Source organism: Metabacillus idriensis, assembly GCF_050483325.1.
Lineage (GTDB): Bacteria > Bacillota > Bacilli > Bacillales > Bacillaceae > Bacillus_P > Bacillus_P idriensis_A.
This window is the reverse complement of record NZ_JBCMYF010000012.1, coordinates 64775-87966: the sequence shown is the minus strand read 5'-3', so window position 1 is coordinate 87966 and position 23192 is coordinate 64775. Positions and strand designations below refer to the sequence as shown.

Genomic DNA, 23192 nt, shown 5'->3' with positions numbered 1-23192 from the left:
AGTGGAATCATAACATGCGGTTGATTCCACTTTTCAGCGCAAAATCCAAAATGGTGGAATCATAGCATTCATTTGATTCTATTTTTCTGCACAATATAAACAAAAACAACAATCTATGCGAAAACAGCCAAATAAAAAGAACCCGCATATAAAAATGCAGGTTCCCTAAATTACATCTTGCTCTCCGCTTTTTGAAGAAGGACATTTGCCAAGTCTGACAAACTCTCTGTTGTTTTATTGATTTCCTGAATGGAAACGACAATAGCATCCAAATCGACTGTGTTTCTGCTGAACATCTCCATATAATTCTCCATCTCCATCTTTACTGTGACAAGCCCGCTCCGTACTTGCTGGATTTGAGATTGAGAGGTTTGAGTGGACTCATTCATAGAACTCATGATGGTGACGATGGTGTCCATATGTTTGTTGCTGTTTGAGATTAGGGCGTTGATTTCATTGCTTGTTCTTTTTGAATCCTCTGCAAGCTTTCTGACTTCGCTTGCAACAACTGCGAATCCTTTTCCGTGATCGCCTGCGCGTGCCGCTTCAATAGAGGCATTTAATGCGAGAAGGTTTGTCTGATCGGCTATGCCTTCGATTTCTTTTGTCATCCTCGTAATTTTGTCTGAAATGCCTTTGAGGTCTCCAATTCCCTCAAGTGAGCTTTCCACCTTTGCAATAACCTCTCCAAACGCTGACACCATTTCGTCCATTTGCTCTTCGTTTTTGTTCGTCAAATTCAGCAGGTTTTTGCTGCTCTTTTGAGTGGATTGAATTTCTTCGCGGATTTGTTCGGCCTTTGAGCTTGTATCGTTCATCGTAGAATCCGTAATCTGAACTGATGCGGCCATCTCCTGGCTGATGGAAGACAGCTCCCTTTGAAGGTTTACATTTTCTTCGTTCATCTCATTCAGCTCATTCATTCTTTTTTGCATATAGTGATCCACTACAAGCTGTGAATCGAGATTAATAGCATGAGTGATAGCGAGCAGTGCCACAGAGAGTTTTTCCGGCTCCGTTTGAAGCACCTGAACGACCTTTGGAATCAGCAGAGAACTGATTGCCGAATAGGTTGACAAAAACCATGTAACAGGCAAGTGCGCTCTATTATGCGTACCTCCGATGCGGTTTCTCATCTCAAAAAAGTGTTCATCCATTTCACCGCTCAGAAGACTTTTAAAATAATCAACAAACACAGCTTTAAGCCGCGCTCTAGTGGAATGATCTCCCGCAATCCTGCTTAGGGCAGGCTGCTTATATAAGTGATTCAGCACTGTTTCAAGGAGCTCATCAAGAAGAGGCATGACAACAGGTTTCAGTTCCTTTAATGTTTCGAGCTGTTCATTGGTATAACCCATATATGCAAGCCTTGAAGACAATTCTTTATCTTCAACAACTACCATATGTTTATCTTCAGGAAATCCCATGACAGGATTGAATGTTACTGCCGGTTGTTTTTTTGAGAAAAGTGTCAGCATGCTAAGTACCCCTTATTTTCAATTAGTGAAATAACGTTCCATTTGTAAAAATGACATTCTATTCCTACTATCGGCAGAAAAAGATAAAACTAAAGTCCCAAAAACAATAAAAAAAGCGCAAATCATTTGCGATCTGCCCTTTCTCATCACTCTATGGACCCCTGCAAGCTTTATTGAACAAGGGAATTCTTAAATGCATATATAACCGCTTGTGTGCGATCCTGCACGTCAAGCTTGCTTAAGATATTGCTGACATGTGTTTTCACTGTTTTTAATGCAATAAATAATTCATCGGCAATTTCCTGATTTGTTTTTCCTTCTGCAACGAGCAGCAGAATTTCCATTTCACGTGCCGTCAGTTCGTCATGAGGGTGGTGAACAGGTTTTTGACGCATTTTCATCATCATTTTCCCGGTGACCTCCGGTTCAAGAACAGATTGCCCGTGGAATGTATTCCGGACTGCATTTGCAATCTCGCTTGCTTTGGATGTTTTCAGCATATAGCTTGTTGCACCTGCTTCAAGGGCAGGATACACTTTTTCATCATCCAGAAAGCTTGTGACAATAATGATTTTCGCTTCAGGCCATTTCTCGATGATTTGTCTCGTTGCTTCAATCCCGTCCATTCCTTCCATGACAAGATCCATTAAGATAATATCAGGACGGAGTCCGAGAGCAAGTTCAATTGCTGTAAAGCCGTTATCTGCTTCACCAACTACTTCAATGTCGCTTTGAGCGGCTAAATAGGAGGAAACACCGATCCGCACCATTTCATGATCATCTACAAATAAAACTTTAATCATTATTCTCACCCCTTACAATTGGTATTTTCACTTCAAGCTTCGTTCCTTTTCCGGGGAAGCTCACAATTTTCATCGTGCCTCCAAGCAAGGCTGCTCTCTCGTGCATATTCTGAAGGCCATAGCTTCCTGTTTTGGCAGCATCTACTTTAAATCCTGCGCCATCATCCATCACTCGAAGCAAAATCAAATCATCCCGTTCAATAAAAAGCACTTCAAGTGTTTCCGCTTTTGAGTGGCGAAGAGTATTTGAAACACATTCCTGCAGAATCCGGAAAAGGTGATCTTCAATTCCTTTATCAAGCTTCATCTCTTCCATTTTCCATGAAATCTCCATCGGAACCTTCTGCTGCAGTTCTTCTAAGAGTTCCTGCATTCCTTCATAGAGCGTTTTTCCTTTGAGGGCTGCCGGTCTGAGATGCAGGAGCAGAGCTCTCATCTCAAGCTGTGATTGATGAATCATTTGCTCAACCATACTTAATTGTTTATTTTCTGCCTCGCTGCGATGATCTGCTGATTCATTAACGGCTGACATCATCATAGATGCGGCAAAAAGCTGCTGACTGACTGAATCATGAAGCTCCCTTGCAAGCCGGTTGCGCTCTTCGGATACGATTTTCTGAATGCGTTTCTCCTGTTCTTCTGCTTTTTCGTTTGCGAGCTTTTGAGAAAGCTTAGTTTGCTCTGTCATATGCTTTTGAAGATTGCGGAGATGCAGCCAGATCTTTTCAAATTCACCTGACTTTCGGTTAAAAGCGGCATCTGTGAACTTTCCCTGTTCCAGCTGTGAGAGTCCATCTGACAGCTGGACAATATCGCTGCGCAGAAAGATACCTGAGAGCAGGCCAAGAAACATGCCTATCAGCAGACTGACGGCAGGAACGAAATAAATAAAAGGAAGATCAAACATTTCGCTTTGCCATAAGACACTCCAGTCATTCAGCGGAAACAAGTCAAAAAAACTGACAGACAAGAAGATGAGAACAGAAAAAGAAATGGCTGCACCTAAAGCCATTTGGCGAAAAATACTGCTCATATTCTTTTCACCTCTAAATCACCGACAATGGAAGATGTCACCACTTTTACCTTTTGCACGGCATCCTCGTAGCCTTTTGTCTGATACGAAACAACTTGATTAAAGACCTTTGGCTCTCGATGTTCAAAGATAGAAACAGCTCCGGCCCATGATGAATGCTGAAACGAGGCATCAAGTTCATATGGGAGAAGAATTTTCACATTTCCGATAACATTCCGGATCACAATGATGCATTCTTCCTTAGGCAAAACCGTATTGCTGAGATCAATAATGGTATCCCCGATCCCGCTTTGGATATTAATATCATTCCATTCATAGATTTCAGCAGAAGTCTGCTGGCCAAAAACATTGTTGCCGAACAATGGCTTCTTATAAAGGACATCTTCTTTTTTCAGTAAAATCGACTCTTTTATTTCAGGTGTAATAACCGAAGGTGTTTTTTTAGATTGATGGTATTGAAACAATAAATAAATGGCGATAGCGAAAATCAGAAATTTGACCGCCCATAAATTGATGACTGTGATAATCAAACTGATTAAGCCAAACCAAAAGAGAAGTTTCCCTGTTTTTCTGGCAAGGCGTTTTTTCCCAAGATAGATGCAGATCGATGAGAAAATCAGAAAAAAGATAAGCCCACCATGATCAAACAGGACTTCAAGCATTAACAGAACGATTCCAATGAGCAATATATAGGTCATCATATCGGCGTTCGCTTTTTTGAGCATATGGGCTTACCTCCTTACTTGCTGAATTTGGTGAAGAAAAGTGCAAGCGCCTGTTTAGCTCCGACAGACAGATAAGGATCCGACAGAAAAGGCGCTTTTTGCCAATACTTTCGGAGCCGTTCTGACCGAGGAGCCTGAGCGATGGAACTAGACATCGAAGCGCAAAATTTTATACTTTCTTATTTCTTTAAAAAGGCGCAGAAATCTACGCCTTCTTTAGAATACCATGTTTTTATTGTGCAATAGAATCTTCTTTTTTAAGTTCTTTTTCAAGCTGTGCAATTCTTCCATCAATTGTATTGCGGTGATAGCCTGTATTGACCTGGTGCTCTAAGCGTTCAAGATAGGTTTCCATTTCGTCAAAGCGTCCAAGAGAACCGGCTGACTCGCTGCTGCTGTCTAATACTTTGTTCATGCGGTGAGAGGCACGGGCTGTATTTTCACGGCCCATCAGTTCCATGCGCTTGATATACATGTCCTTTAGTTTATGCTTCATTTCTTCATACTTGCGTTCAAGATTTTCTAATTGAGCGGTTACTTCTTTGAGGGACTCGTTCAGTCTTGCTGTCCGCTCCTTGTATTGTTCATGTTCTCTCACTGCAAATTCGTGCAGTTCTGTTTCGCCGGCCTGTGCTGCAATTTCTGCCTGGCGCTTGCGTTTTTCAGTAAGGTGCTCTGCCTCTTTAAATTCGCGGGTGAATTCTTCTTTTAATAAATACTGTCTTTCCACGAGCTTGCGGACCTTATCTGTTTCCTGTTCACATTCTCTTAAGTACTGATTCAGCATAGCAATTGGATTCTTCTGTTCTTTTTGATCCAGCATTTGATTTAAGTCTGCAGTGATTGTTTCCTTTATTCTTGTAAACAAATTACTCATTTTTTTCTCCTCTTTCTATTATTTGTTTTTGTTCATTTCTGCCCATTGTCTTTCAAAATTAGTGAATGGGTCGCTTGATTCTTTAAAAGATGACTTTTCTTTGTTGTTCCACTTTTTATAAACAACGTATAGGATGTAAGCTGCAGCCGCGCCAAGTACGGCTGGAAGATTCGATGCCGATGCACATAAGGCAATAATTAAGACGATTGCCCAGAAAACTTTCATTCCAGTTGAATCTGTCTTCATGAATCCTTTATACGAGTAATAGAGGATAACAAGACTGATGGCCAGTGCAAGCATTGGGGCAAGGTTTGCAAGCAGGACTATGGCTGCAATCCCCCCTGCGATCAATAAACCGAATTTTTTCATTTTCTGTTCCTCCTTTCTATATCTCTATCCTACCTTCCATGCGGTTTTCCCATAACGAGCCTGAGCTTTATTTTGTACTAAGACCTGAGGCGTAGCCTGCAATGAGACCGGCTATTTCTTTAATATCTCATCTAATATATTAAATTTTTATATAATTTTAAAAATTCCCTCTTGTCCAATACTTCTTTCCTTGTTATCATAATGAACATTCAACTATGAAATTTCAGGAGGCATTTTTGTGAAAAAACAATATTTGATTGGAATTCTCATTTTTATCCCATTTTTACAGATTATCTTGCTTCCTTTTGTAAACAGGATTGATCCGATCATACTCGGGCTGCCGCTCCTGCACTTCTGGCTTTTCCTGTGGATTGCCCTGACTCCGTTATGCACGTGGGGGATCCTTAGAATGCAAAAGAATCAGGGAGGTCATGAATAATGCAGCAAGGAAATGTTACAGCACTCAGTATTACAATTTTCATCATTTTAACGGTTGTTTTAATCGGTTTTTTAGCCGGGCGAGATAAAGCTTCAAGAAGCTCTGTTGAAGAGTGGTCGGTTGGCGGCAGAAAATTTGGAGGACTGCTTGTCTGGTTTTTAGTAGGTGCCGATCTATACACTGCTTATACCTTTCTAGGTTTAACCAGTACAGCATTTCAGGCAGGAAGCATTGCCTTTTTCGCCATCCCATATTCTGTTCTGGCCTACTTTATCGCTTACTTTTTCCTTCCAAAGCTTTGGAAGGTGGCAAAAGAATTTCAGCTGACAACACTTGCCGATTATGCACGCGAGCGCTTTGACAGCAAGCTTCTATCATCCTTAATCGCCATCGTCGGCGTGCTTATGCTGATTCCTTATATTGATTTACAGTTAAGCGGAATTATGGATACTCTGCGTGTTGCAGGAACTGGCTATATCAATGTAACCGTGGTTGTAATTACCTCTTTTTTCCTGGTTGCACTGTACACATTTTTCAGCGGAATCAAAGGTCCCACTTACACGGCCATTATTAAAGATGTTCTTGTATGGGCGATCATGCTTTTCATGGTAGCATCTCTTCCTATCATTCACTTCGGGGGATGGACACCGATGATTGATAAAGTGGCGGCAGAGGCGCCTCAGCTTTTAACGATTCCTGAATCAGGACCAAAAGGATTAATGTGGTTCTCAAGTGCGGCCATTGTTTCATCTCTCGCTTTGTTTATGTGGGCTCATGCTGCTACAGGTGTATTTACTGCTAAAAGTGCAGATGCCATTCGCAAGAATTCGATCTTTTTGCCTTTATATAATGTTGTTTTAATCCTTGTCATCTTCTTGGGTTTCATTGCATTCCTTGTACTTCCAGGAGATACGGATCCGCGTTTTGCACTGCTGACGCTGATTCAGACATCCTATGGCGGAGTTGCACAGGGCCTTGCTTATTCAACCATTGCCCTTGCTTCTCTCATTCCGTGCTCCATTATGGCTATTGGAGCATCGAATTTATTCGCAAATAATATCTATAGAGATTTAATCAATCCTAAAGTAAAGCCTGCAAAGCTTACTCTAATTACAAGAAGTATGGTATTTCTCGTCATCGGTTTAGCCTTAATCTTCGGGTTGTTGTTTCCGACAGCTCTTGTATCTCTGCAGCTGCTTGGTGTTTCCGGGATGGTTCAGATCTTCCCTGCTATCGTGCTAAGTCTGTTCTGGCAAAAGCAGACGAAAGAAGCAACCATTATCGGTCTGATCGTTGGATTAGCAGTAACGTTCACAGTATATGGTACAGGCCTTTCGTTTGGAGTTTATGAAGGGTTTTGGGGATTATCAGCAAACTTCCTGACGCTTTTTATCTTAAATCCAATATTTACTGCAAAAACAAACCATGTTTTCACCTACCTTTTTCATAAAAAAAATGAGCATGAAACTATAAGAAAAGGCGCTTAACAGAAACAGGTACATTTCTTAATGGAGATGTACCTGTTTTTTTATCTTCATTAGCTTTTAAAGAATTGGTTTCCTTAATTGCCAAAAAGGGGATAATACCAAGAAAAGTGCAATAATAAGGAGGCTGTCCCCATTATGAATCTATCAGGCAAAGTAGCGATTGTTACTGGCGCAAGCTCCGGCATTGGAGAAGCTGCCGCGATAAAACTTGCTGAACAAGGAGCAAAAATCGCTCTTTTAGACATAAAAGAAGATAATGCCAAAAAAGTGAAATCGGCCATTGAAGCCAAAAACGGCGAGGCCATCATTGTTGAGTGCGATGTATCCGATGCAAAACGTATGGAGAGCAGCTATCAAAAAGTATTCAGCACTTGGGGACAAATCGATATTGTATTTGCCAACGCGGGGATCAATGGCAGATGGACCCCTATTGAGGATCTTTCTCCCGAGGACTGGGATCAAACAATCAACACGAATTTAAGAAGCACCTTTCTAAGCGTCAAATATGCAATTCCCTATATGAAAAAAAAGGGCGGAAGCATCATCATCACAAGTTCTATTAACGGCAACCGCTTATACCGCGGATTTGGCCGTTCAGCCTACAGCACGTCAAAAGTAGGGCAGGTCGGATTCGGAAAAATGGCAGCTCTGGAGCTTGCAGGATATAAAATCAGGGTCAATATGATTTGTCCTGGAGCCATTGAAACGAACATCGACAGCAATACCTTTGCTGAAGAAGAAAACATAGAAAAAGTGGAGATTCCGGTCGAGTTTCCAGAGGGTGAACAGCCTTTAGAAAAGAAAGCCGGCTCTCCTGAGCAAGTAGCCGATCTCGTTTATTTCCTTGCCTCCGATTTATCAAGTCATATCACTGGAACAGAAGTCTATATTGATGGAGCAGAATCATTGCTTTAACCTGCCGCGCCTTCTATTAAGAAGGTGTTTTTTTTAGGATAAAAAAGCTTCAGTTAGCCCAAAATAAACCTCTAACCTGTACAAAAGGAGGGTTTGTCTTGACTAACAAAAACGATAATCGTGAATCCAAAAACAAATACCCGAACAACAAGAAGCAGGATGCTGAATTCTCTAAAGAGATCAACATCCGAAGTGAAGAAACGAAAAAAGACCTAAAAAAATAAGAAAAGCGGAACCGACTGCTTAACTCCGACTTTCTGGTCTTTCAAAAAAGCAAACAGCCCGGAAAGAATTTCTTTCCGGGTTGTTTAAATCCGCTTATTGCTGCTTCGCATTTTCAATTTCTTCAACCATCAGCGAAAGTTCTTCCCAGCGCTCCATTGTAGCTTCTAGCTCAGCATCAATTGCCTGCTGCTGCTCCATGAGCTGCTGAATCTTGCCATAGTCGCTGCCGCTTGAAGCGATCTTCCCTTCAAGCTCTTCTCTTTTTTCTTCCAGTTCTGCGATCTTATCTTCAATTACATCCCATTCTTGCTGCTCTTTATAGGAAAGTTTTTTTCTCTGCTTCGGAGCTGCCGACGTTTCTTGAACTTTAGGAGCCTGTGCCGCACTTTCAGCATCCTTCATTCTTTTTTTTGTATCCATGTAATCAGTGTAGCTTCCCTGAAATCGGCTGACCTTGCCTGCGCCTTCGAAAACAAGGAGATGATCCACTACCCGGTCAAGAAAATAACGGTCATGGGATACGGTGACGACAACACCGGGAAATTGATCAAGATAATCTTCAAGGACGCTTAGTGTTTGTGTGTCTAAGTCATTTGTAGGCTCATCCAGGAACAGAACGTTTGGCTCTTGCATCAGTACTTTAAGCAAATACAATCGGCGGCGTTCGCCTCCTGATAGCTTGCGGATATACGTCCACTGCATCGATCTCGGGAACATGAAGCGTTCAAGCATTTGTTCAGCTGTGATCGTTTGATGATCGACTGTCTGCACAACCTCCGCGACTTCTTTGATATATTCGACAACGCGCAAATCTTCATCCATCGCCTCATGATCCTGAGTGTAATAGCCGATTTTAACGGTTTCGCCAATTTCAACGTTTCCGCTGTCAGGCTGAATGCGTCCCGCTATGATATTCAATAACGTCGACTTCCCGCTTCCATTAGGTCCGATAATACCAAGTCTCTCTCCCGGAACAACGAGATAATCTACATTTGTCATTAATGCGCGGTCCTGAAAAGCTTTTGAAACATGATCAAGTTCAATAACTTTTTTCCCTAGTCTTATTGATCCGATGGCAAAATCCACGCTCTGTTTTGCAGCAGGCCCTTCCTGATCCTGAAGGTCTTCCACACGTCCGATGCGTGCTTTTTGTTTAGTGGTACGGGCTTTTGCGCCTCGTCTAAGCCAGGCCAGTTCTCTGCGCAGCAGATTTTGGCGCTTGCTTTCAGACTGCTCGGCATTAAATTCACGCTCTGCTTTTTTCTCCAGAAATACTTCATAGTTTCCCTCATACACATACAGCTTGCCATATTCTAATTCGAATATTTGGTTTGTCACCCGGTTAAGAAAATAACGATCATGTGTCACTAGAAGAATTGAACCCTTGTATTGCGCCAGAAAAGACTCCAGCCATTCAATTGTTTCATTATCCAGATGATTTGTAGGCTCATCGAGAATCAGCAGATCTGCCGGCTGAATCAATGCTTTAGCAATCGCAACCCGTTTCTTTTGGCCCCCGGATAAAAGCCTGACCGGTTTTGAAAAATCAGAAATACCGAGACGGGTCAGAACCGTTTTCGCAACCGTACTTGCTTCCCACGCATCATTTTCATCCATTTTTTGCTGCATGGAAAGAAGCTTGGTCTGTTTCTTTTCATTAGCCGGATCTGCTTCCAGCTCAGAAAGAGCAAGCTCGTAATCACGCATCGCACGCATGATCAGCGAGTCTCCGTAATAGATCTGCTCAAGGACTGTCAATTCCTCTTCAAGCTCAGGCTGCTGCGGAAGGTATTCAATATGAAACGAATTCGCATGAATCATTTTTCCTTCTTCAACTGTCTCAAGCCCTGAAAGATATTTCAACAGGGTTGATTTCCCTGTTCCATTTGTCCCGATTAATCCAATTCTCTGCCTTTCAGCAATTGAAAAGGAAATATGGTCAAACAGTGTTTTTTCACCGTATGTTTTATATAAATTCTCTACAGAAAGAATGCTCATTTACGTATCCGCCCTTATACAATATTTCATTATATTGTACAGCAGTTAGATGCAGAAAAACTAGCATAACCTCTTTTTCCTTAATTTATGATAACCGGAAGCCAGAAATAAACGCCTAACACAATAATAAGGATGCATACAATGTTCATCCAGAAACCGGCACGCACCATGTCAGAGATTTTCAGTACATCTGCACTAAATACAGCTGCATTTGGCGGTGTTGAGATCGGCAGCATAAATGCACATGAAGATGCAAGCGCTGCTACAGCCATTAATCCATAAGGCTGAACACCAATTGCAAGACCAAGACCGACTGTGATCGGGATAATCATGTTAGATACCGCTGTATTAGACATGATTTCCGTCATAAACAAGATGGCTGCTGTTAAAATGATAATAATCAGCAAATATGGAAAAGCTTCAAGAAGATTCAATTTACTGCCGATCCATTCTGTCAGCTCCGATGCAGAAAAACCTTCTGCAAGCGACAGCCCTCCTCCAAATAATAAGAGCAGTCCCCAAGGCAGCTGTTTCATGTCATTCCACTCAAGGAGCCTTTCTCCTTTTTTGCTTGGAATCAAGAAAAGAAGCAGCGCTCCAAAAATCGCAATAGCGGTGTCCGAGACAGCAAACGGCAAAATAAACTTAAACATCCATAAGAAAGCGGTTACTGAAAAGACCAATCCTACCCACTTCTCTTCTGTACTCATGGAGCCGAGCGCCTTTAAGTCCTTTTTAATAAAATCTGTTTCCTTGCCGTTTTCAAATTCCACTTTAAATTGCATCTTAGTCAGATAGAAATAAAGAATCACAAGCAAAATGACCGTGATTGGAAACCCAAATAAGAACCACTCAAAAAACATAATTTCCCGGTCGAGCATTTCCCGTGACATGGCAGCAAATACTGCATTCGGCACAGATCCAACAAGTGTTGCGAGCCCTCCTATAGAAGCGGCATACGCAACAGATAAGAGAATCGATTTACTGAATTGGTGAAAAGATTCTCCTTTTAATATTTCCTTTGCTTTTACCTCTTTTATCAAGGCAAGCGCAACAGGAAGCATCATTAAAGCCGTAGCTGCGTTTGAAATCCACATGGAAAGAAAGGCTGTTGCCAAAATCATTCCTAGAACGATCCTATGACTCTCTGTGCCGATGATTTTTAAAATATATAAGGCGATCCGCTTATGTAAATTCCATTTTTCAATCGCTATGGCGATAATAAATCCGCCCATGTACATAAAGACAGTCGGATTCCCGTAGGCTTTTGCTGCCGAATCAATATCAAGACCGCCCATGATCGGCAAAAGGATAAGCGGCATCAATGAGGCGGCAGGAATCGGAATCGCTTCGGTAATCCACCAAATGGCAATCCACGCTGTGACAGCCAGAACAGCTCGCGGAGCATGTGTAAGCTCTGCTTCAGGTATTAGTAAAAATAAGAGTAAAAAACTGATTGGCCCAAGAAACAAACCTATTAACTTGGGAGTTGTATACACTTTTGCTTTCATCATTTCATCTCCACCTCCACCCACCCATTTCTACAGGAACCTGCAAATACCTTTATTTATTTCCAAGGAAATGTCGAATTGTGTTATGACTATAGCACGCTAATCAATCTCCTAAATAATAAAGAGAGAGCATAAACAGCCTCTCTCCGTCTTACTTATTTTGTTCAACATTCAATTCAATTAAATTTCCATCAGGGTCATTGAAGTATATTTGATCAAAACCGCTCACTCCGTTTACATCTTCCCGATATTCTATATGATGCCCAATAAGCCAGTCTAAAGCCTCTTTATAATTACCGATTCTCAGTGCCAGATGGCCTTCTCTTGAATTCAGGGTATGCTGCTTTCTCAGCGTTTGCGAATCTTCATCCACAATAAGATGAATCTGCTGTGAGCCGATTTCGTACCAGGCGCCATCAGAATCAAATGGCGGTCTATCCAATTCTTTTAAACATAATATGTTTTCATAAAAATGCTTTGCCATCTCAAGATTGGTTACAGAAAGACTCACATGCTGAATAGATTGATTAAGAATCATAACAAACACCCCAATTAGTTTATAGTGTATTTCCCGCAGCAGGAATCGGATGCTCAGCCAGCAGCCTCGCCAAGTGAACTAAATTTAAGCTCATCGTTTTCGTATTCTTGATAGTAAACGCATTTTCTTTCCCTGCTTCCATGTAGGAAGGACCTGGACCTGCTTCTCCAACCCAATACACATCGGCATTAGGCGGGATAAGAAATCCGATGTGCTGCATTCCGTATAAAATCGAACGGGCTGCTTCCTTCGCGCCATCTTCGTTGCCTGTTACAGCCACGCCTCCTACCTTATTATAATAAATAGACTGTCCTTTTTCATTCGTTTCACTGCTGGATGCATAAAGTCTTTCCATCACAAGAGAAGCAATGCTGCTTTTTTCTCCAAGCCAAAGAGGAGTGCCTATTACAACAATATCAGCATCGGCTATTTTTTTCATAATCAGTGGCCAATCATCGCCTCGTCCCATATCTTCAGCCATTCCAAATGCAATATTGTAGTCCGATATGCGCAATTCTTCTGTTTGAACATGTTCATTTACCATGTGTTTTTGTGATTGTCTCATTAAAGATTCCGTGTTGGAAGGTTCGTTTCCCTTTTTTAAAGAACAATTTAAGTAGAGAGCTTTCAGCATGATCCAGTCTCCTTTTCAATTCATTTATAATCATTTATTTGCCTTTTTCTTATTTCATCAAACATTAAAAGCCTCCCGCTGCTGCTTGGGAGGCTTTAAGGTATTACTTAGTTCCAGATGGCATCTGCCCATTCAGGATGATCAATGAATGGATTCCGGTTGTATTGATAGTCTTTGTAGATGATGTCATTCCTTCTTCTTTCCCGTGCATCAACCGGATCTTGTCTGTGCCATTCAAGCAAAACAGACATTTTCCCATGCAGCGGGGCTGTTCCATTATTCACATTATTATTCAGCTCGAGATCCACCTCGCCGCTGTCTCCTTGATAACGGACAGCCATGTAAAATAACATCCTGGCCACATCGCCTTTAACCGCATCTCTAGGCTCCCAGGAATCAGAGTCATAGTAGTTTCCTAAAGCTTCAGAGTGCTGTGATCCTCCATTATCAAAATCAAGGTTTCCTCTTGAACTGTTTACTGAAACATCTGTCGGTCTTAAATGATGAATATCTGTTCCTGGACCGGCACTTGTTCCAAAATCGCCATGTGATTTTGCCCAGACATGCTCTCTGTTCCAGTCATTCACATTTCCGCCGTTTGTAAGCTTGCTTTGTGAACGCCCTGTATAAAGCAAAATGACATTACTCGAATTGTTTGGATCTTCATCTGTGTTCCGGAGTGCATCCCAAACATTGTCATAAGAAAGTTCTCTATGATCGTCTATAATATTATGAAGTTCTGTCTTTAAAGCTTCACCTGTTTTTCCGACCGCTGACTGATAGTAGGTGTCATCATAAGGAGGCTCTGGATCTGTTGGATCTGCAGGGTCGGTGGGATCAGTAGTTCCAGTTTGTTTTTCCATAGCTGCCGTACCCGTTATTCCTGTGTGAGAAAAATAGGCTGCAAGTTTTCCGGTTACTTTTATTTCCGTGCCTTTTAGAGAAGGGTTTGTTTTTAATCCAAATTGTGTTCTGAAAGAGGATGGAATTTGAACATAAATCATTTTAGAAGTACTTGTTTCTAATGGTGAATCCGAAAGAGCAAGTGCATAATCGTTTGGATAATTGGCTGTCACTACCGTGCTCGTTGCAGTCGGCTGCCCAACAACGTAGCCTTTAACCGTTTTAACAGAACCATTTTGATCACCATTCGCCTGAGAGACTGAATACGGAGCTGTCCAGGTCCCTTCACCAGTCGAAGCTTGTGACGGTGAGACTTGAAACATCGGGATAAAAAAACTAAGCATAAGTGCCAGTTTTACGAATCGTGCAGCATGTTTGTTTTTAAGCAAAACGGTATTCCTCCTCATTCTTCTGATTGATTACCGAAATAGAATACTATGGAAACATTAACTATTTATGATGATTTTGTAAATTTACGTCATTATCCTGCTTTTTAGCAAAAGATGAGAGAATGAGACTAGTGCGGCCTGTATCAATAAGCACACAAAAAAATACACCTCTGTCTGAAGTGCATCTTTTCCGCCTATTAGTGATTTTGATCTTTCATATGCCCGGCCTTGCGTTTGTTTTTTCGTTTGACCCCTATTACGACAAAAACAAGTACAACAAACATCAGGATGACTCCGATATTTAAGAATCCGCCTATAAAAAGGAAGAAGTCCTTTAAAAATTCACTCATTTATTATCACCTCTTTTCCCTTTTTACCCCTATACGCAGATTAAAAACCCTTGTACAGAGAGTTTGAATGAATGGAAAAGAGGTCTCAGTTTAAAATGACAAAGTTCTTCCACTCATACGGCAGAAGCATTTGGTACTTGTCCGATAAAAAACGGTCATCAACAAGCACAATGGTTCCAGTATCTTTTTCAGAACGAATCAGCCTGCCGCCCGCCTGCAGAACTTTGTTCATCCCCGGGAAAACATAGGCATAGTCAAATCCGTTTTTTCCCGTCTGCTGAAAATAAGCTTTCATAATATTTCTCTCAAATCCTATCTGAGGCAAACCTACTCCAATAACGATAACCCCATTTAACCGGTTGCCTATAAGGTCAACACCTTCAGAAAAAATCCCGCCCATTACAGCAAATGCAATCATTGTCTTACTGCTGTTTTCTTGGAATGCATCTAAAAAAGCTTCTCTCTCTGCTTCTGTCATCTGAGGCTGCTGAATCATCATTTCAAATGACGGATTCACCTCTGTCAAAGACTCATATACTTCCTTCATATAAACGTAAGAAGGGAAAAAAATAAGGTAGTTTCCGCTTCGTTCTTCAAGCAGCTGTATAACCACTTGAGAGATTGGCTCCCTGCTTTTCTCCCTGTCATGATATCTGGTGGAAATCGGCTTAATAAAGACACCAAGGTTTTCTCTGGCAAATGGTGAGGGGATTTTCACTTGATAATCATCAGAGGTTCCTCCAAGCATATCCATGTAAAATTGGATGGGAGAAAGCGTCGCTGAAAAATGGATACTTGAGCGAAACGGTTTTTTTATCTGCCCAAGAAGAAAAGAAGGATCCAGACATAGCAGTTTAATCATCGTCTCTTTTCTATCTGTTTCTGCTGTCGTCACATATCTCTCATCATAGAGCTTCGACATTTTCATGAATGTCTGGGCATGAAAGTAGCAATCCAGGAGAAGCTGCGACGGATTTCCATTTAAAAGCTCTTTCTCTGCTTCTTGAACAAAAGGTTCCAGAAGTTCTAACAGCTCCTGAGGCAAATCCTTCATCAGCATCGGCTGATTTTCAACTTGTTTCTTAAGGGCAATAAAATAATCATTTATGTTCTTCGCATGTTTAAAGATACCGCCTCGTTTAAACTCTCTTTTCAGCTGAAGAAAATCCGATTTCCTTAAGTCTGCAGAAAACATCGCCCGACCCCGCTCAACCAGATTATGAGCTTCGTCAATCAGCAGGACCGATTGTTTCTTTTGTTCATCAAAAAAACGTTTTAAGGAAACACGCGGATCAAACACATAATTGTAATCACAAATCATGCCGTCTGAAGCTGATGCGAGATCTAATGAAAATTCAAAGGGACATACTGTATGTTTTAGTGCATATTCCTTCATGACATTTGATGTTAAACGGGTTTCATTTGAGAGGATATCAAGCACCGCTCCATTAATCCTGTCATAATAACCATTTGCAAATTCGCAGTAATCCTTTTGACAGCGGGTCTCATCCTTTAAACAAACTTTGTCCTTTGCTGTAATCGTAACCGTATTAAAGCACAGTCCCTTTGTTTCCATGTAGGAAAAGGTATCTTCTGCTGCTTTTCTTGTGATCGTTTTGGCTGTTAAGTAAAAGAGTCTATCTAATTTGCCTTCTCCCATGGCTTTCAAAGCCGGAAAGACGGTCGAAACGGTTTTCCCGATCCCTGTTGATGCTTGAGCGAACAAGTCCGTCTTGTCTTGGATCGCTTTGTAGACTGTGCCAGCAAGCTTCCTTTGCCCCTCTCTGTATGTCTCAAAAGGAAAAGATAACTCTTCTATACTTTTATCCCGTTTCTTTTGGTGTGCGGCTCTTAATTCTGCATAAGGTGAATAGGCTTTTACCAATTCCTTCATGAAAAAATCAAGATCTGCAGATGAAAACGTGTTTCTGAACCTGACTTGTTCACCTGACTGTACACTGACATAAGTCAGCTGCACCCCTATTTGATCAAGTTCTCTTTCTTTTAAAACTGCAAATGCGTAGCATTTAGCCTGAGCCCAGTGAACCGGATGTGAATCTTCTTTTAATAAAGAAAGATCGCCGGCAGTTGATTTTATTTCATCAATATATGGCATATCCTCAGATAATAAAAGACCATCACATCTCCCATCAATAATAAAAGAAAGATGATTATGCAGGATGACAGTCTGTAAAAACACTTCTTTTTGATCCGCTTCCCCGTAAGTTTTCTGAATCGTCTGATGTGCTTTTGTTCCTTCTGTCATCGTTGCTGAAGTTCTGAATCTTGAATCTATGCTTCCAGCTCTGAAAACATATTCTACTAGTGCTCTGACTGATATATGCACTTCGTTCATTCGGCATCACCTGTTATTAGTTTATCAGTTAGCTTATAAGATAAAAAGAAATCGCCCACCAAAAGATGAGCGATTTCATACTAATCAGCAGCAGCGCGAAACCTTGCCGCCTTTTGCGTTGTAGCGTGCTTCCTGTGCCTCGCAGAAAAATTCCTTTCTGCTTTGGACCGGCTGGCCCGGGTGCTGGATCATCATATGTTCCACATATTTTTCATAGCTTGGAACACCCGCGAGCAAACTGATAAACTGTTTTCTGAACTTAAAAATAGAGGACAGTTTCTTATACATGGTGGCTTATGTCTCCTTCGGATCTCGCAATATAAGGCGCCTCGTGCAAAGTAGTCTCCTTGTTCGTCAATACCTTAATCCAAATGCGGATGGCTGAAATCAAGACAGCTATTACTACAATCATAAAGATGGCGCAAAGAGCCGCATCCACGTAGTCATTTATCAATACCTGCTTCATCTGGGCTGCATTTGCAGCAGGTGCCAGCACCTCTCCTTTATCAAGCGCCCCTTTAAACAGATTTGCATGTGACAGGAATCCAATCTTCGGATTTTCATGAAAAAGCTTTTGCCATCCGGCTGTCATGGTCACGATTAAAATCCAGGTCGTCGGAACAAGAGTGATCCAAACGTACGCTTTTTTGCCCATTTTGAAAAGAATTGTCATTCCAAGCAGCAACGCAATTCCTGCCAGCATCTGATTGGCGATGCCAAACAGCGGCCACAGTGTGTTGATTCCGCCTAACGGATCGATAACACCCTGGTAGAGGAAATATCCCCAGCCAAAAACACAAAGTGCAGTTGCAAGAATATTTGCGGGAAGATATTCTGTTCTGGCCAAAGGTTTATATATATGACCCAATAAATCCTGAATCATAAAGCGCCCGACCCTTGTTCCAGCATCAATGGTTGTGAGAATAAATAAGGCTTCAAACAGGATGGCGAAATGGTACCAGAAAGCCATAAGAGCTTTACCGCCAATGACTTCAGAAAAAATATAAGCCATTCCGATGGCAAGCGTTGGAGCACCTCCAGTTCTTGAGAGAACCGTCTCTTCTCCAACATCATCTGCAAGCGCTGTCAAATCATCCGGCGTTATTGTAAAACCCCAGCTCGAAACCGTTGCTGCGGCCTGTACAGCTTCCGTGCCAATCAGGGCTGGCGGACTATTAATAGCAAAATAGATACCTGGCGTAAGCACACATGCAGCAATCATCGCCATAACAGCAACAAAGGATTCAGTGAGCATAGCACCGTATCCGATTGGCCGCGCATGTGATTCTCTTTCAATCATTTTCGGCGTCGTGCCGGAAGAAACTAGAGCATGAAAGCCTGAAACGGCACCGCATGCGATTGTGATAAATAAAAACGGAAACATATTTCCTGCAAACACAGGGCCTGTTCCATCTATAAATGGTGTAACAGACGGCATCTGCAGATCTGGAGCCACAACGATAATTCCAAGTGCAAGACCTACAATCGTTCCGACCTTCAGGAATGTACTTAGATAATCCCTTGGAGCAAGCAGCAGCCAAACCGGCAGAACAGAAGCAATAAAACCGTATATAATCATTAAAATAGCAATCGTTTCACCTTTATATGTAAACAGCTTGGCAAGTTCCGGAGTTTCGGCAACATGCTGTCCCAGGAAGATCGATAAAAGCAGAAGAACGACCCCGATTATAGAACCTTCTCCAACTCTTCCAGGCCGGATATATCTCATATATATGCCCATGAATACAGCAATCGGAATCGTAGCTGCTATCGTAAACATGCCCCACGGACTTCCTACAAGCGCTTTCACAACAACGAGAGCGAGTACTGCTAATAAGATAATCATAATTCCAAGTATACCGACCATGGCAATGATTCCCGTTATCGGACCAATTTCCTCTTTAATCATTTCCCCTAATGATTTACCTTTTCGGCGCATAGAACCAAACAAAATAATGAAATCCTGCACCGCTCCGGCAAGGATAACCCCGACAATAATCCAGATCGTTCCCGGCAAATAGCCCATTTGTGCAGCGAGTATAGGTCCTACAAGCGGTCCCGCTCCCGCGATGGCTGCAAAGTGATGGCCAAACAATACCCATTTGTTTGTCGGCACATAATCCTTGCCGTCATTGTGTGTTTCTGCAGGTGTCTCACGCTTGTCATCAAGCTCAAATACTTTATTAGCTATAAAACGGCTGTAAAAACGGTAAGCAACCGCATACGAACAAACAGCTGCTGTCAGCAGCCAAATGGCGTTAATGCTCTCACCCTGATTGAGAGCGATGACTGCAAATCCTGCTGCTCCAAGCGCGGAGACTAACCCCCAAATAATTATCGATCTTAAAGCTTTCATCTGCCATCATCCCTTCTGTAACATACAAACTTATTATACGTTTGATGTCTGAATTTTTAAATAATTATTTAGTAGGTTAATAGTAGGATTTTAGATAAGGTTTAAAGAAAGAAAAAACCACAGTATGATTCTACTGTGGAGCACCTCGCTTATTTTTGTTTTTTATCGGAAGAATCATGATCACCTCAGTGCCGGAGCCAAGCTCGCTCTTATAAGCTACTCTTCCTTTCATAGTTTCAATAATGCGCAGAGACACGGTTGTTCCGAGTCCGGTTCCTTTATCCTTGGTAGAATAAAAAACTGTGCCGATTTTAGAAAGCTGATCCGCATTCATGCCTTTGCCTGTATCTGAAATGACTGTATGTGCATGTCCATTTTTTAAAAAAAGCTGCACCCTGACTATTCCCCCTTCAGGAGTAGCTTCAATGGCATTTTTAATCAGATTGACAAGCGCCTGTTTTAGCTGACTTCGGTCTGTTTCAATATAAAGACCCGGCTGCAGCTGGCAGGATAACTTCACCCCCTGCTTCACTGCGAGCGCATTCAATAAATAGACAACATTATGTATTGCTTCTGAAAGCTGAAATTCTTCTATTTTTTTCAGCTTCGGCTTAGCAAAATTCAAGTAATCATTCAGAATGGACTCAGCTCGGCCAATTTCACTCAATATTAACCGCATATATTGCTCATCATTTTTCTTTTCTTTTTCCATCAGCTGTAAAAAACCTTTTACAACGGTCAGAGGATTACGCACCTCGTGTGCTATGGATGCGGCAAGCTCTCCGATTGTATTAAGCTTTTCTGTACGGATAATTTCCTGCTTCATCATCTTTCGCTCAATGCCTGCTTCAAGCAGTTTAGCAGCTATTCCTATGGCAATGACTTGTAAAATTCCGAAGATGAACACATAAATTAATAGTTTCTTACTGCTGGTGAATGTGTAATCAGATGTGATTAAAAAAGAAATCAGAATACATAGCTGAACCACAGCGGGCCAAAATCCAATAATGATTGAAAGCTGAATCCTTTTTTTAGGCTTGTACTTTCTGAAGCGCTTTGAAAACAGGAAAGGTCCAATCAGTGCAAGGAAGGCGCTTATATATCCAAACAAGATTGCTTCCCCGCCTACGTATGTTCTTGCCAGCAGAATGAACAGAAAAACAATTAAGCCTGCAGCAGGGCCTCCATACAGCAATGCAAGGACCATCGGGACATATCTTAAATCCCAATATAGACCGTAATCATAAAACGAGAAGATCATGCACAAAAAAGACGCAATTCCGTATATAATTCCAAAGAAGTAAGGTGATGCCGTAATGCGCTTGTTTTCAAGAATTACCGAATAAATTAAGACAGGAACCAAAACGATCAAAACGTGTAATATTAACTTCTCTGCAAGCATCGTAATTTCCCCAATTATATGTATGTTTTTAGTTCTTATTCGACAAAAACCGCATAACTCCTCTTTGTATTTTGAATTAACAAACTATTTAAACAAACGTTTAATTGATGTTTTAAACCCCTGTAAAACAGGTATTTGTACTAGCATGGAGGTGTTTTTGGCATGACCGATAAAAAGAATAAGCATAAACAGGATAATCCTGAGCAAATTCCAGGCCGTGACGGAAAAACATTAATTGAACGGGAGAATGAAATGACCGTTGATGCAATCCCCACTGAAGAAGTAAAAATCGGACTGCAAGATGAGAAAAAGAAACATAAAACGAAAAATCAATCTTCAAGTGATTAATCTCTAAGCCCAGATAGCAAAAATCTCTCAATTCCCTGCCTGCCACATAAAAAAAATCCTCCCGCTATTAAGCAGGAGGATTTTTTTCAACTCATTTCATTCCAGTATTAGCCTTCACAAGAATCTCATCAAATTTCTTCGCATCTTCTTTTTTACTTGAAACGACCGTTCCGATGTAAGCGCCCAGGAATCCAAGCGGGATAGAAACAATCCCCGGATTAGACAGGCTGAATAAAGGATCTCCCGTGAAAATCGCTGCTCCTGCCTCCGGTGACCATACATTCGGACTGAGGGCTACGAGAATAAGAGAACTGAACAAGCCAGTCAGCATACCTGCAACTGCTCCTGCTGTATTAAACCGTTTCCAGAAAATCGTGAGCAAGAGAATTGGAAGGTTTGCGCTTGCTGCAACAGCAAAGGCAAGTGCAACTAAAAATGCTACGTTCATGTTCTGGGCAAACAATGCAAGAAGAATTGAAAGAACAGCCACACCGATTGATGCCCATCTGGCTGCCACAACCTGCTCCTTCTCCGTTGCTTCTCCCCTGCGAAGAATATGGCTGTAGAAGTCATGGGCAAATGCAGAAGCGGCTGACAGCACAAGTCCCGCTACAACAGCAAGTATAGTGGCGAATGCCACTGCTGAAACAAAGGCAAATAAGAAATCTCCGCCTATCGCTTCTGCAAGCAATGGCGCTGCCATGTTCCCGGCTGAATTGGCAGCTACGATATTGTCATAGCCGACAAACGCTGCAGCTCCAAAACCTAAAAAGACAGTCATCACATAAAATGCCCCGATAATCCATGTTGCATAAACAACGGATTTACGAGCTGTAATGGCATCTTTTACGGTAAAGAAACGGATCAGGATATGGGGAAGACCCGCTGTTCCAAGCACAAGCGCCAGATTCAGAGAAATCGTATCCAGCGGATTTGTAAACTTGTTCCCTGGGTTTAAAAAGCTCTCACCAAGCGGTGTCGCCGTCTGCATCTCAGAGAACATTTTCATGATGCTGAAATCGAATTTAGCAAACACAATCACCGAAATAATAAATGTACCGATCATTAGAAGAACAGCTTTTACAATCTGCACCCAGCTCGTTGCAGTCATTCCTCCGAATACAACATAGATGGTCATCAGCGTTCCGACAATCAAAACAGAATACACATAGTCAATTCCGAGCAGCAGATGAATAAGTCCTCCTGCACCTACTAGCTGCGCGATCATATAAAAGATCGAAATAGAAATCGTATTCAGCGCCGCAACACCGCGCACCTTACTATTATTAAACCTTGCCGCTATCATGTCAGCCATTGTGTATTTCCCCAAATTTCTAAGAGGTTCAGCCACTATGTACAACACCACAAGATACGCAACTAAAAATCCTATACTGTAAAAGAATCCGTCAAATCCAGAAAGCGCTATCATTCCTGCGATTCCTAAAAAAGAAGCAGCTGACATGTAGTCGCCAGCGATGGCAAGACCATTTTGGAAGCCGGTTAAACTGCTGTCTGCGGTGTAAAAATCACTGGTAGTTTTTGTACGTTTAGAGGCAAAATAAGTAATAAACAATGTCATTATTACGATTCCTAAAAAGAGAGAAAATGCAAGCATGTTCATTTGTAAGTGTCCTCCTTTACCTTTTTGCCTCGGCTTTAATTTCTTCTACGATTTGGTCAAACTTCTTTGCCCGGCTGGAATATAGCATACAGAAAGTCCAAGTCATAATAAATTGGGCAAAAGCGAAGACCCATGCCCAGCTGATCGGGCCGACTGCATACTCATTCAGTACTGTTGAATAAGCCGTTAACACCGGCAATGTAAAATAAAAGGCTAAGAAAAATAAAGACATTGGCAGGATAAAACTTCTTTTTGCCTGAAGCAGTTTTTGAAAGGATTGTGACTGAACAATTTTGGTGTAATCGACTGAGGACTGCGCGGACTTTAATTGCTGCTTTTCATTACTCACTGCCTGTTCCCCCTTTAAATAATAGTTTTAAAAACCAGCCCTCCTTATTACAATTTTTTACCCTCTCATTATATATTTATCTGAAA

The 23192-nt window shown here is 41.6% G+C and carries 23 protein-coding genes; 5 read left to right on the top strand and 18 right to left on the bottom strand.

Annotated elements, in window-relative coordinates; translation table 11 throughout:
- Positions 1-170: 170 nt before the first annotated feature.
- The 6 genes from ABEQ24_RS08885 to ABEQ24_RS08860 form a co-directional block, all read right to left on the bottom strand.
- Positions 171-1478 carry a protoglobin domain-containing protein gene (locus ABEQ24_RS08885; protein ID WP_430006450.1) on the bottom strand — a complete coding sequence of 436 codons (1308 nt, stop codon included), beginning with the start codon at positions 1476-1478 and terminating at the stop codon, positions 171-173.
- Positions 1479-1648: 170 nt separating this feature from the next.
- On the bottom strand, positions 1649-2281 hold the full coding sequence (locus ABEQ24_RS08880; RefSeq protein WP_430006449.1) for a response regulator: 633 nt from the start codon (positions 2279-2281) through the stop codon (positions 1649-1651).
- Positions 2274-3314, bottom strand: a complete 1041-nt coding sequence (locus tag ABEQ24_RS08875; RefSeq protein WP_430006448.1) for a sensor histidine kinase — start codon at positions 3312-3314, stop codon at positions 2274-2276. Before ABEQ24_RS08875 ends, ABEQ24_RS08880 begins: the two co-directional genes overlap by 8 nt.
- The gene (gene liaF, locus ABEQ24_RS08870) at positions 3311-4039 is read right to left on the bottom strand and encodes a cell wall-active antibiotics response protein LiaF (RefSeq protein ID WP_430006447.1); all 729 of its coding nucleotides are present in this window, start codon (positions 4037-4039) and stop codon (positions 3311-3313) included. Before liaF ends, ABEQ24_RS08875 begins: the two co-directional genes overlap by 4 nt.
- A gap of 232 nt (positions 4040-4271) precedes the next feature.
- Entirely contained in the window at positions 4272-4916 is a 645-nt protein-coding gene (locus ABEQ24_RS08865; protein WP_430006446.1) for a PspA/IM30 family protein, read from the bottom strand.
- 18 nt (positions 4917-4934) lie between these two features.
- Positions 4935-5285: a flagellar basal body rod protein gene (locus ABEQ24_RS08860; protein WP_430006445.1), complete on the bottom strand. Its 351-nt coding sequence runs from the start codon at positions 5283-5285 to the stop codon at positions 4935-4937.
- Positions 5286-5523: 238 nt separating this feature from the next.
- On the opposite strand from ABEQ24_RS08860, the gene ABEQ24_RS08855 reads away from it, so the two are divergent.
- From ABEQ24_RS08855 to ABEQ24_RS08840, 4 genes are all read left to right on the top strand, one after another.
- Positions 5524-5724 carry a DUF3311 domain-containing protein gene (locus ABEQ24_RS08855; RefSeq protein WP_430006444.1) on the top strand — a complete coding sequence of 67 codons (201 nt, stop codon included), beginning with the start codon at positions 5524-5526 and terminating at the stop codon, positions 5722-5724.
- Positions 5724-7211, top strand: coding sequence for a sodium:solute symporter family protein (locus ABEQ24_RS08850; RefSeq protein ID WP_430006443.1), 1488 nt, complete (start codon positions 5724-5726; stop codon positions 7209-7211). Before ABEQ24_RS08855 ends, ABEQ24_RS08850 begins: the two co-directional genes overlap by 1 nt.
- A 135-nt stretch (positions 7212-7346) precedes the next feature.
- Positions 7347-8126 carry an SDR family oxidoreductase gene (locus ABEQ24_RS08845; protein ID WP_430006442.1) on the top strand — a complete coding sequence of 260 codons (780 nt, stop codon included), beginning with the start codon at positions 7347-7349 and terminating at the stop codon, positions 8124-8126.
- Positions 8127-8224: 98 nt separating this feature from the next.
- A complete protein-coding gene (locus ABEQ24_RS08840) occupies positions 8225-8350 on the top strand; it encodes a hypothetical protein (protein WP_286166290.1) in 126 nt (41 codons plus the stop codon).
- Between the two features lie 94 nt (positions 8351-8444).
- On the opposite strand, the gene ABEQ24_RS08835 is transcribed toward ABEQ24_RS08840, so the two are convergent.
- From ABEQ24_RS08835 to ABEQ24_RS08790, 10 genes are all read right to left on the bottom strand, one after another.
- Complete coding sequence (locus ABEQ24_RS08835) at positions 8445-10349, bottom strand: ABC-F family ATP-binding cassette domain-containing protein (RefSeq protein WP_430006441.1); 1905 nt, start codon at positions 10347-10349, stop codon at positions 8445-8447.
- A gap of 80 nt (positions 10350-10429) precedes the next feature.
- On the bottom strand, positions 10430-11860 hold the full coding sequence (locus ABEQ24_RS08830) for an SLC13 family permease (protein ID WP_430006560.1): 1431 nt from the start codon (positions 11858-11860) through the stop codon (positions 10430-10432).
- A 151-nt stretch (positions 11861-12011) separates the two neighbouring features.
- On the bottom strand, positions 12012-12398 hold the full coding sequence (locus ABEQ24_RS08825) for a VOC family protein (protein WP_430006440.1): 387 nt from the start codon (positions 12396-12398) through the stop codon (positions 12012-12014).
- Between the two features lie 19 nt (positions 12399-12417).
- On the bottom strand, positions 12418-13032 hold the full coding sequence (locus ABEQ24_RS08820) for a flavodoxin family protein (RefSeq protein WP_430006439.1): 615 nt from the start codon (positions 13030-13032) through the stop codon (positions 12418-12420).
- Positions 13033-13139: 107 nt separating this feature from the next.
- Entirely contained in the window at positions 13140-14279 is a 1140-nt protein-coding gene (locus tag ABEQ24_RS08815) for an endonuclease (protein WP_430006559.1), read from the bottom strand.
- A gap of 242 nt (positions 14280-14521) precedes the next feature.
- Entirely contained in the window at positions 14522-14674 is a 153-nt protein-coding gene (locus tag ABEQ24_RS08810) for a hypothetical protein (protein ID WP_083328397.1), read from the bottom strand.
- 85 nt (positions 14675-14759) lie between these two features.
- Positions 14760-17030, bottom strand: coding sequence for an ATP-dependent DNA helicase (locus ABEQ24_RS08805; protein WP_430006438.1), 2271 nt, complete (start codon positions 17028-17030; stop codon positions 14760-14762).
- A gap of 84 nt (positions 17031-17114) precedes the next feature.
- Positions 17115-17318: a YbdD/YjiX family protein gene (locus ABEQ24_RS08800; protein WP_430006437.1), complete on the bottom strand. Its 204-nt coding sequence runs from the start codon at positions 17316-17318 to the stop codon at positions 17115-17117.
- A complete protein-coding gene (locus ABEQ24_RS08795) occupies positions 17311-19386 on the bottom strand; it encodes a carbon starvation CstA family protein (protein WP_430006436.1) in 2076 nt (691 codons plus the stop codon). The genes ABEQ24_RS08800 and ABEQ24_RS08795 overlap by 8 nt, the downstream gene beginning before the upstream one ends.
- A 130-nt stretch (positions 19387-19516) precedes the next feature.
- Positions 19517-20788 carry an ATP-binding protein gene (locus ABEQ24_RS08790; protein WP_430006435.1) on the bottom strand — a complete coding sequence of 424 codons (1272 nt, stop codon included), beginning with the start codon at positions 20786-20788 and terminating at the stop codon, positions 19517-19519.
- Between the two features lie 162 nt (positions 20789-20950).
- On the opposite strand from ABEQ24_RS08790, the gene ABEQ24_RS08785 reads away from it, so the two are divergent.
- A complete protein-coding gene (locus ABEQ24_RS08785; protein WP_430006434.1) occupies positions 20951-21136 on the top strand; it encodes a hypothetical protein in 186 nt (61 codons plus the stop codon).
- Between the two features lie 91 nt (positions 21137-21227).
- On the opposite strand, the gene ABEQ24_RS08780 is transcribed toward ABEQ24_RS08785, so the two are convergent.
- On the bottom strand, positions 21228-22757 hold the full coding sequence (locus tag ABEQ24_RS08780) for a solute symporter family protein (protein ID WP_430006433.1): 1530 nt from the start codon (positions 22755-22757) through the stop codon (positions 21228-21230).
- Positions 22758-22773: 16 nt separating this feature from the next.
- Positions 22774-23106, bottom strand: a complete 333-nt coding sequence (locus tag ABEQ24_RS08775; RefSeq protein WP_430006432.1) for a DUF485 domain-containing protein — start codon at positions 23104-23106, stop codon at positions 22774-22776.
- Between the last annotated feature and the right edge of the window lie 86 nt (positions 23107-23192).

Excerpts from the sequence above, each read along its gene's own strand:
- ABEQ24_RS08885 (WP_430006450.1), bottom strand. The coding sequence starts at position 1,478 with ATGCTGACACTTTTCTCAAAAAAACAACCGGCAGTAACATTCAATCCT.
- ABEQ24_RS08880 (WP_430006449.1), bottom strand. The coding sequence starts at position 2,281 with ATGATTAAAGTTTTATTTGTAGATGATCATGAAATGGTGCGGATCGGT.
- ABEQ24_RS08875 (WP_430006448.1), bottom strand. The coding sequence starts at position 3,314 with ATGAGCAGTATTTTTCGCCAAATGGCTTTAGGTGCAGCCATTTCTTTT.
- liaF (WP_430006447.1), bottom strand. The coding sequence starts at position 4,039 with ATGCTCAAAAAAGCGAACGCCGATATGATGACCTATATATTGCTCATT.
- ABEQ24_RS08865 (WP_430006446.1), bottom strand. The coding sequence starts at position 4,916 with ATGAGTAATTTGTTTACAAGAATAAAGGAAACAATCACTGCAGACTTA.
- ABEQ24_RS08860 (WP_430006445.1), bottom strand. The coding sequence starts at position 5,285 with ATGAAAAAATTCGGTTTATTGATCGCAGGGGGGATTGCAGCCATAGTC.
- ABEQ24_RS08850 (WP_430006443.1), top strand. The coding sequence starts at position 5,724 with ATGCAGCAAGGAAATGTTACAGCACTCAGTATTACAATTTTCATCATT.
- ABEQ24_RS08845 (WP_430006442.1), top strand. The coding sequence starts at position 7,347 with ATGAATCTATCAGGCAAAGTAGCGATTGTTACTGGCGCAAGCTCCGGC.
- ABEQ24_RS08835 (WP_430006441.1), bottom strand. The coding sequence starts at position 10,349 with ATGAGCATTCTTTCTGTAGAGAATTTATATAAAACATACGGTGAAAAA.
- ABEQ24_RS08830 (WP_430006560.1), bottom strand. The coding sequence starts at position 11,860 with ATGAAAGCAAAAGTGTATACAACTCCCAAGTTAATAGGTTTGTTTCTT.
- ABEQ24_RS08825 (WP_430006440.1), bottom strand. The coding sequence starts at position 12,398 with ATGATTCTTAATCAATCTATTCAGCATGTGAGTCTTTCTGTAACCAAT.
- ABEQ24_RS08820 (WP_430006439.1), bottom strand. The coding sequence starts at position 13,032 with ATGCTGAAAGCTCTCTACTTAAATTGTTCTTTAAAAAAGGGAAACGAA.
- ABEQ24_RS08815 (WP_430006559.1), bottom strand. The coding sequence starts at position 14,279 with ATGCTTAGTTTTTTTATCCCGATGTTTCAAGTCTCACCGTCACAAGCT.
- ABEQ24_RS08810 (WP_083328397.1), bottom strand. The coding sequence starts at position 14,674 with ATGAGTGAATTTTTAAAGGACTTCTTCCTTTTTATAGGCGGATTCTTA.
- ABEQ24_RS08805 (WP_430006438.1), bottom strand. The coding sequence starts at position 17,030 with ATGAACGAAGTGCATATATCAGTCAGAGCACTAGTAGAATATGTTTTC.
- ABEQ24_RS08800 (WP_430006437.1), bottom strand. The coding sequence starts at position 17,318 with ATGTATAAGAAACTGTCCTCTATTTTTAAGTTCAGAAAACAGTTTATC.
- ABEQ24_RS08795 (WP_430006436.1), bottom strand. The coding sequence starts at position 19,386 with ATGAAAGCTTTAAGATCGATAATTATTTGGGGGTTAGTCTCCGCGCTT.
- ABEQ24_RS08790 (WP_430006435.1), bottom strand. The coding sequence starts at position 20,788 with ATGCTTGCAGAGAAGTTAATATTACACGTTTTGATCGTTTTGGTTCCT.
- ABEQ24_RS08785 (WP_430006434.1), top strand. The coding sequence starts at position 20,951 with ATGACCGATAAAAAGAATAAGCATAAACAGGATAATCCTGAGCAAATT.
- ABEQ24_RS08780 (WP_430006433.1), bottom strand. The coding sequence starts at position 22,757 with ATGAACATGCTTGCATTTTCTCTCTTTTTAGGAATCGTAATAATGACA.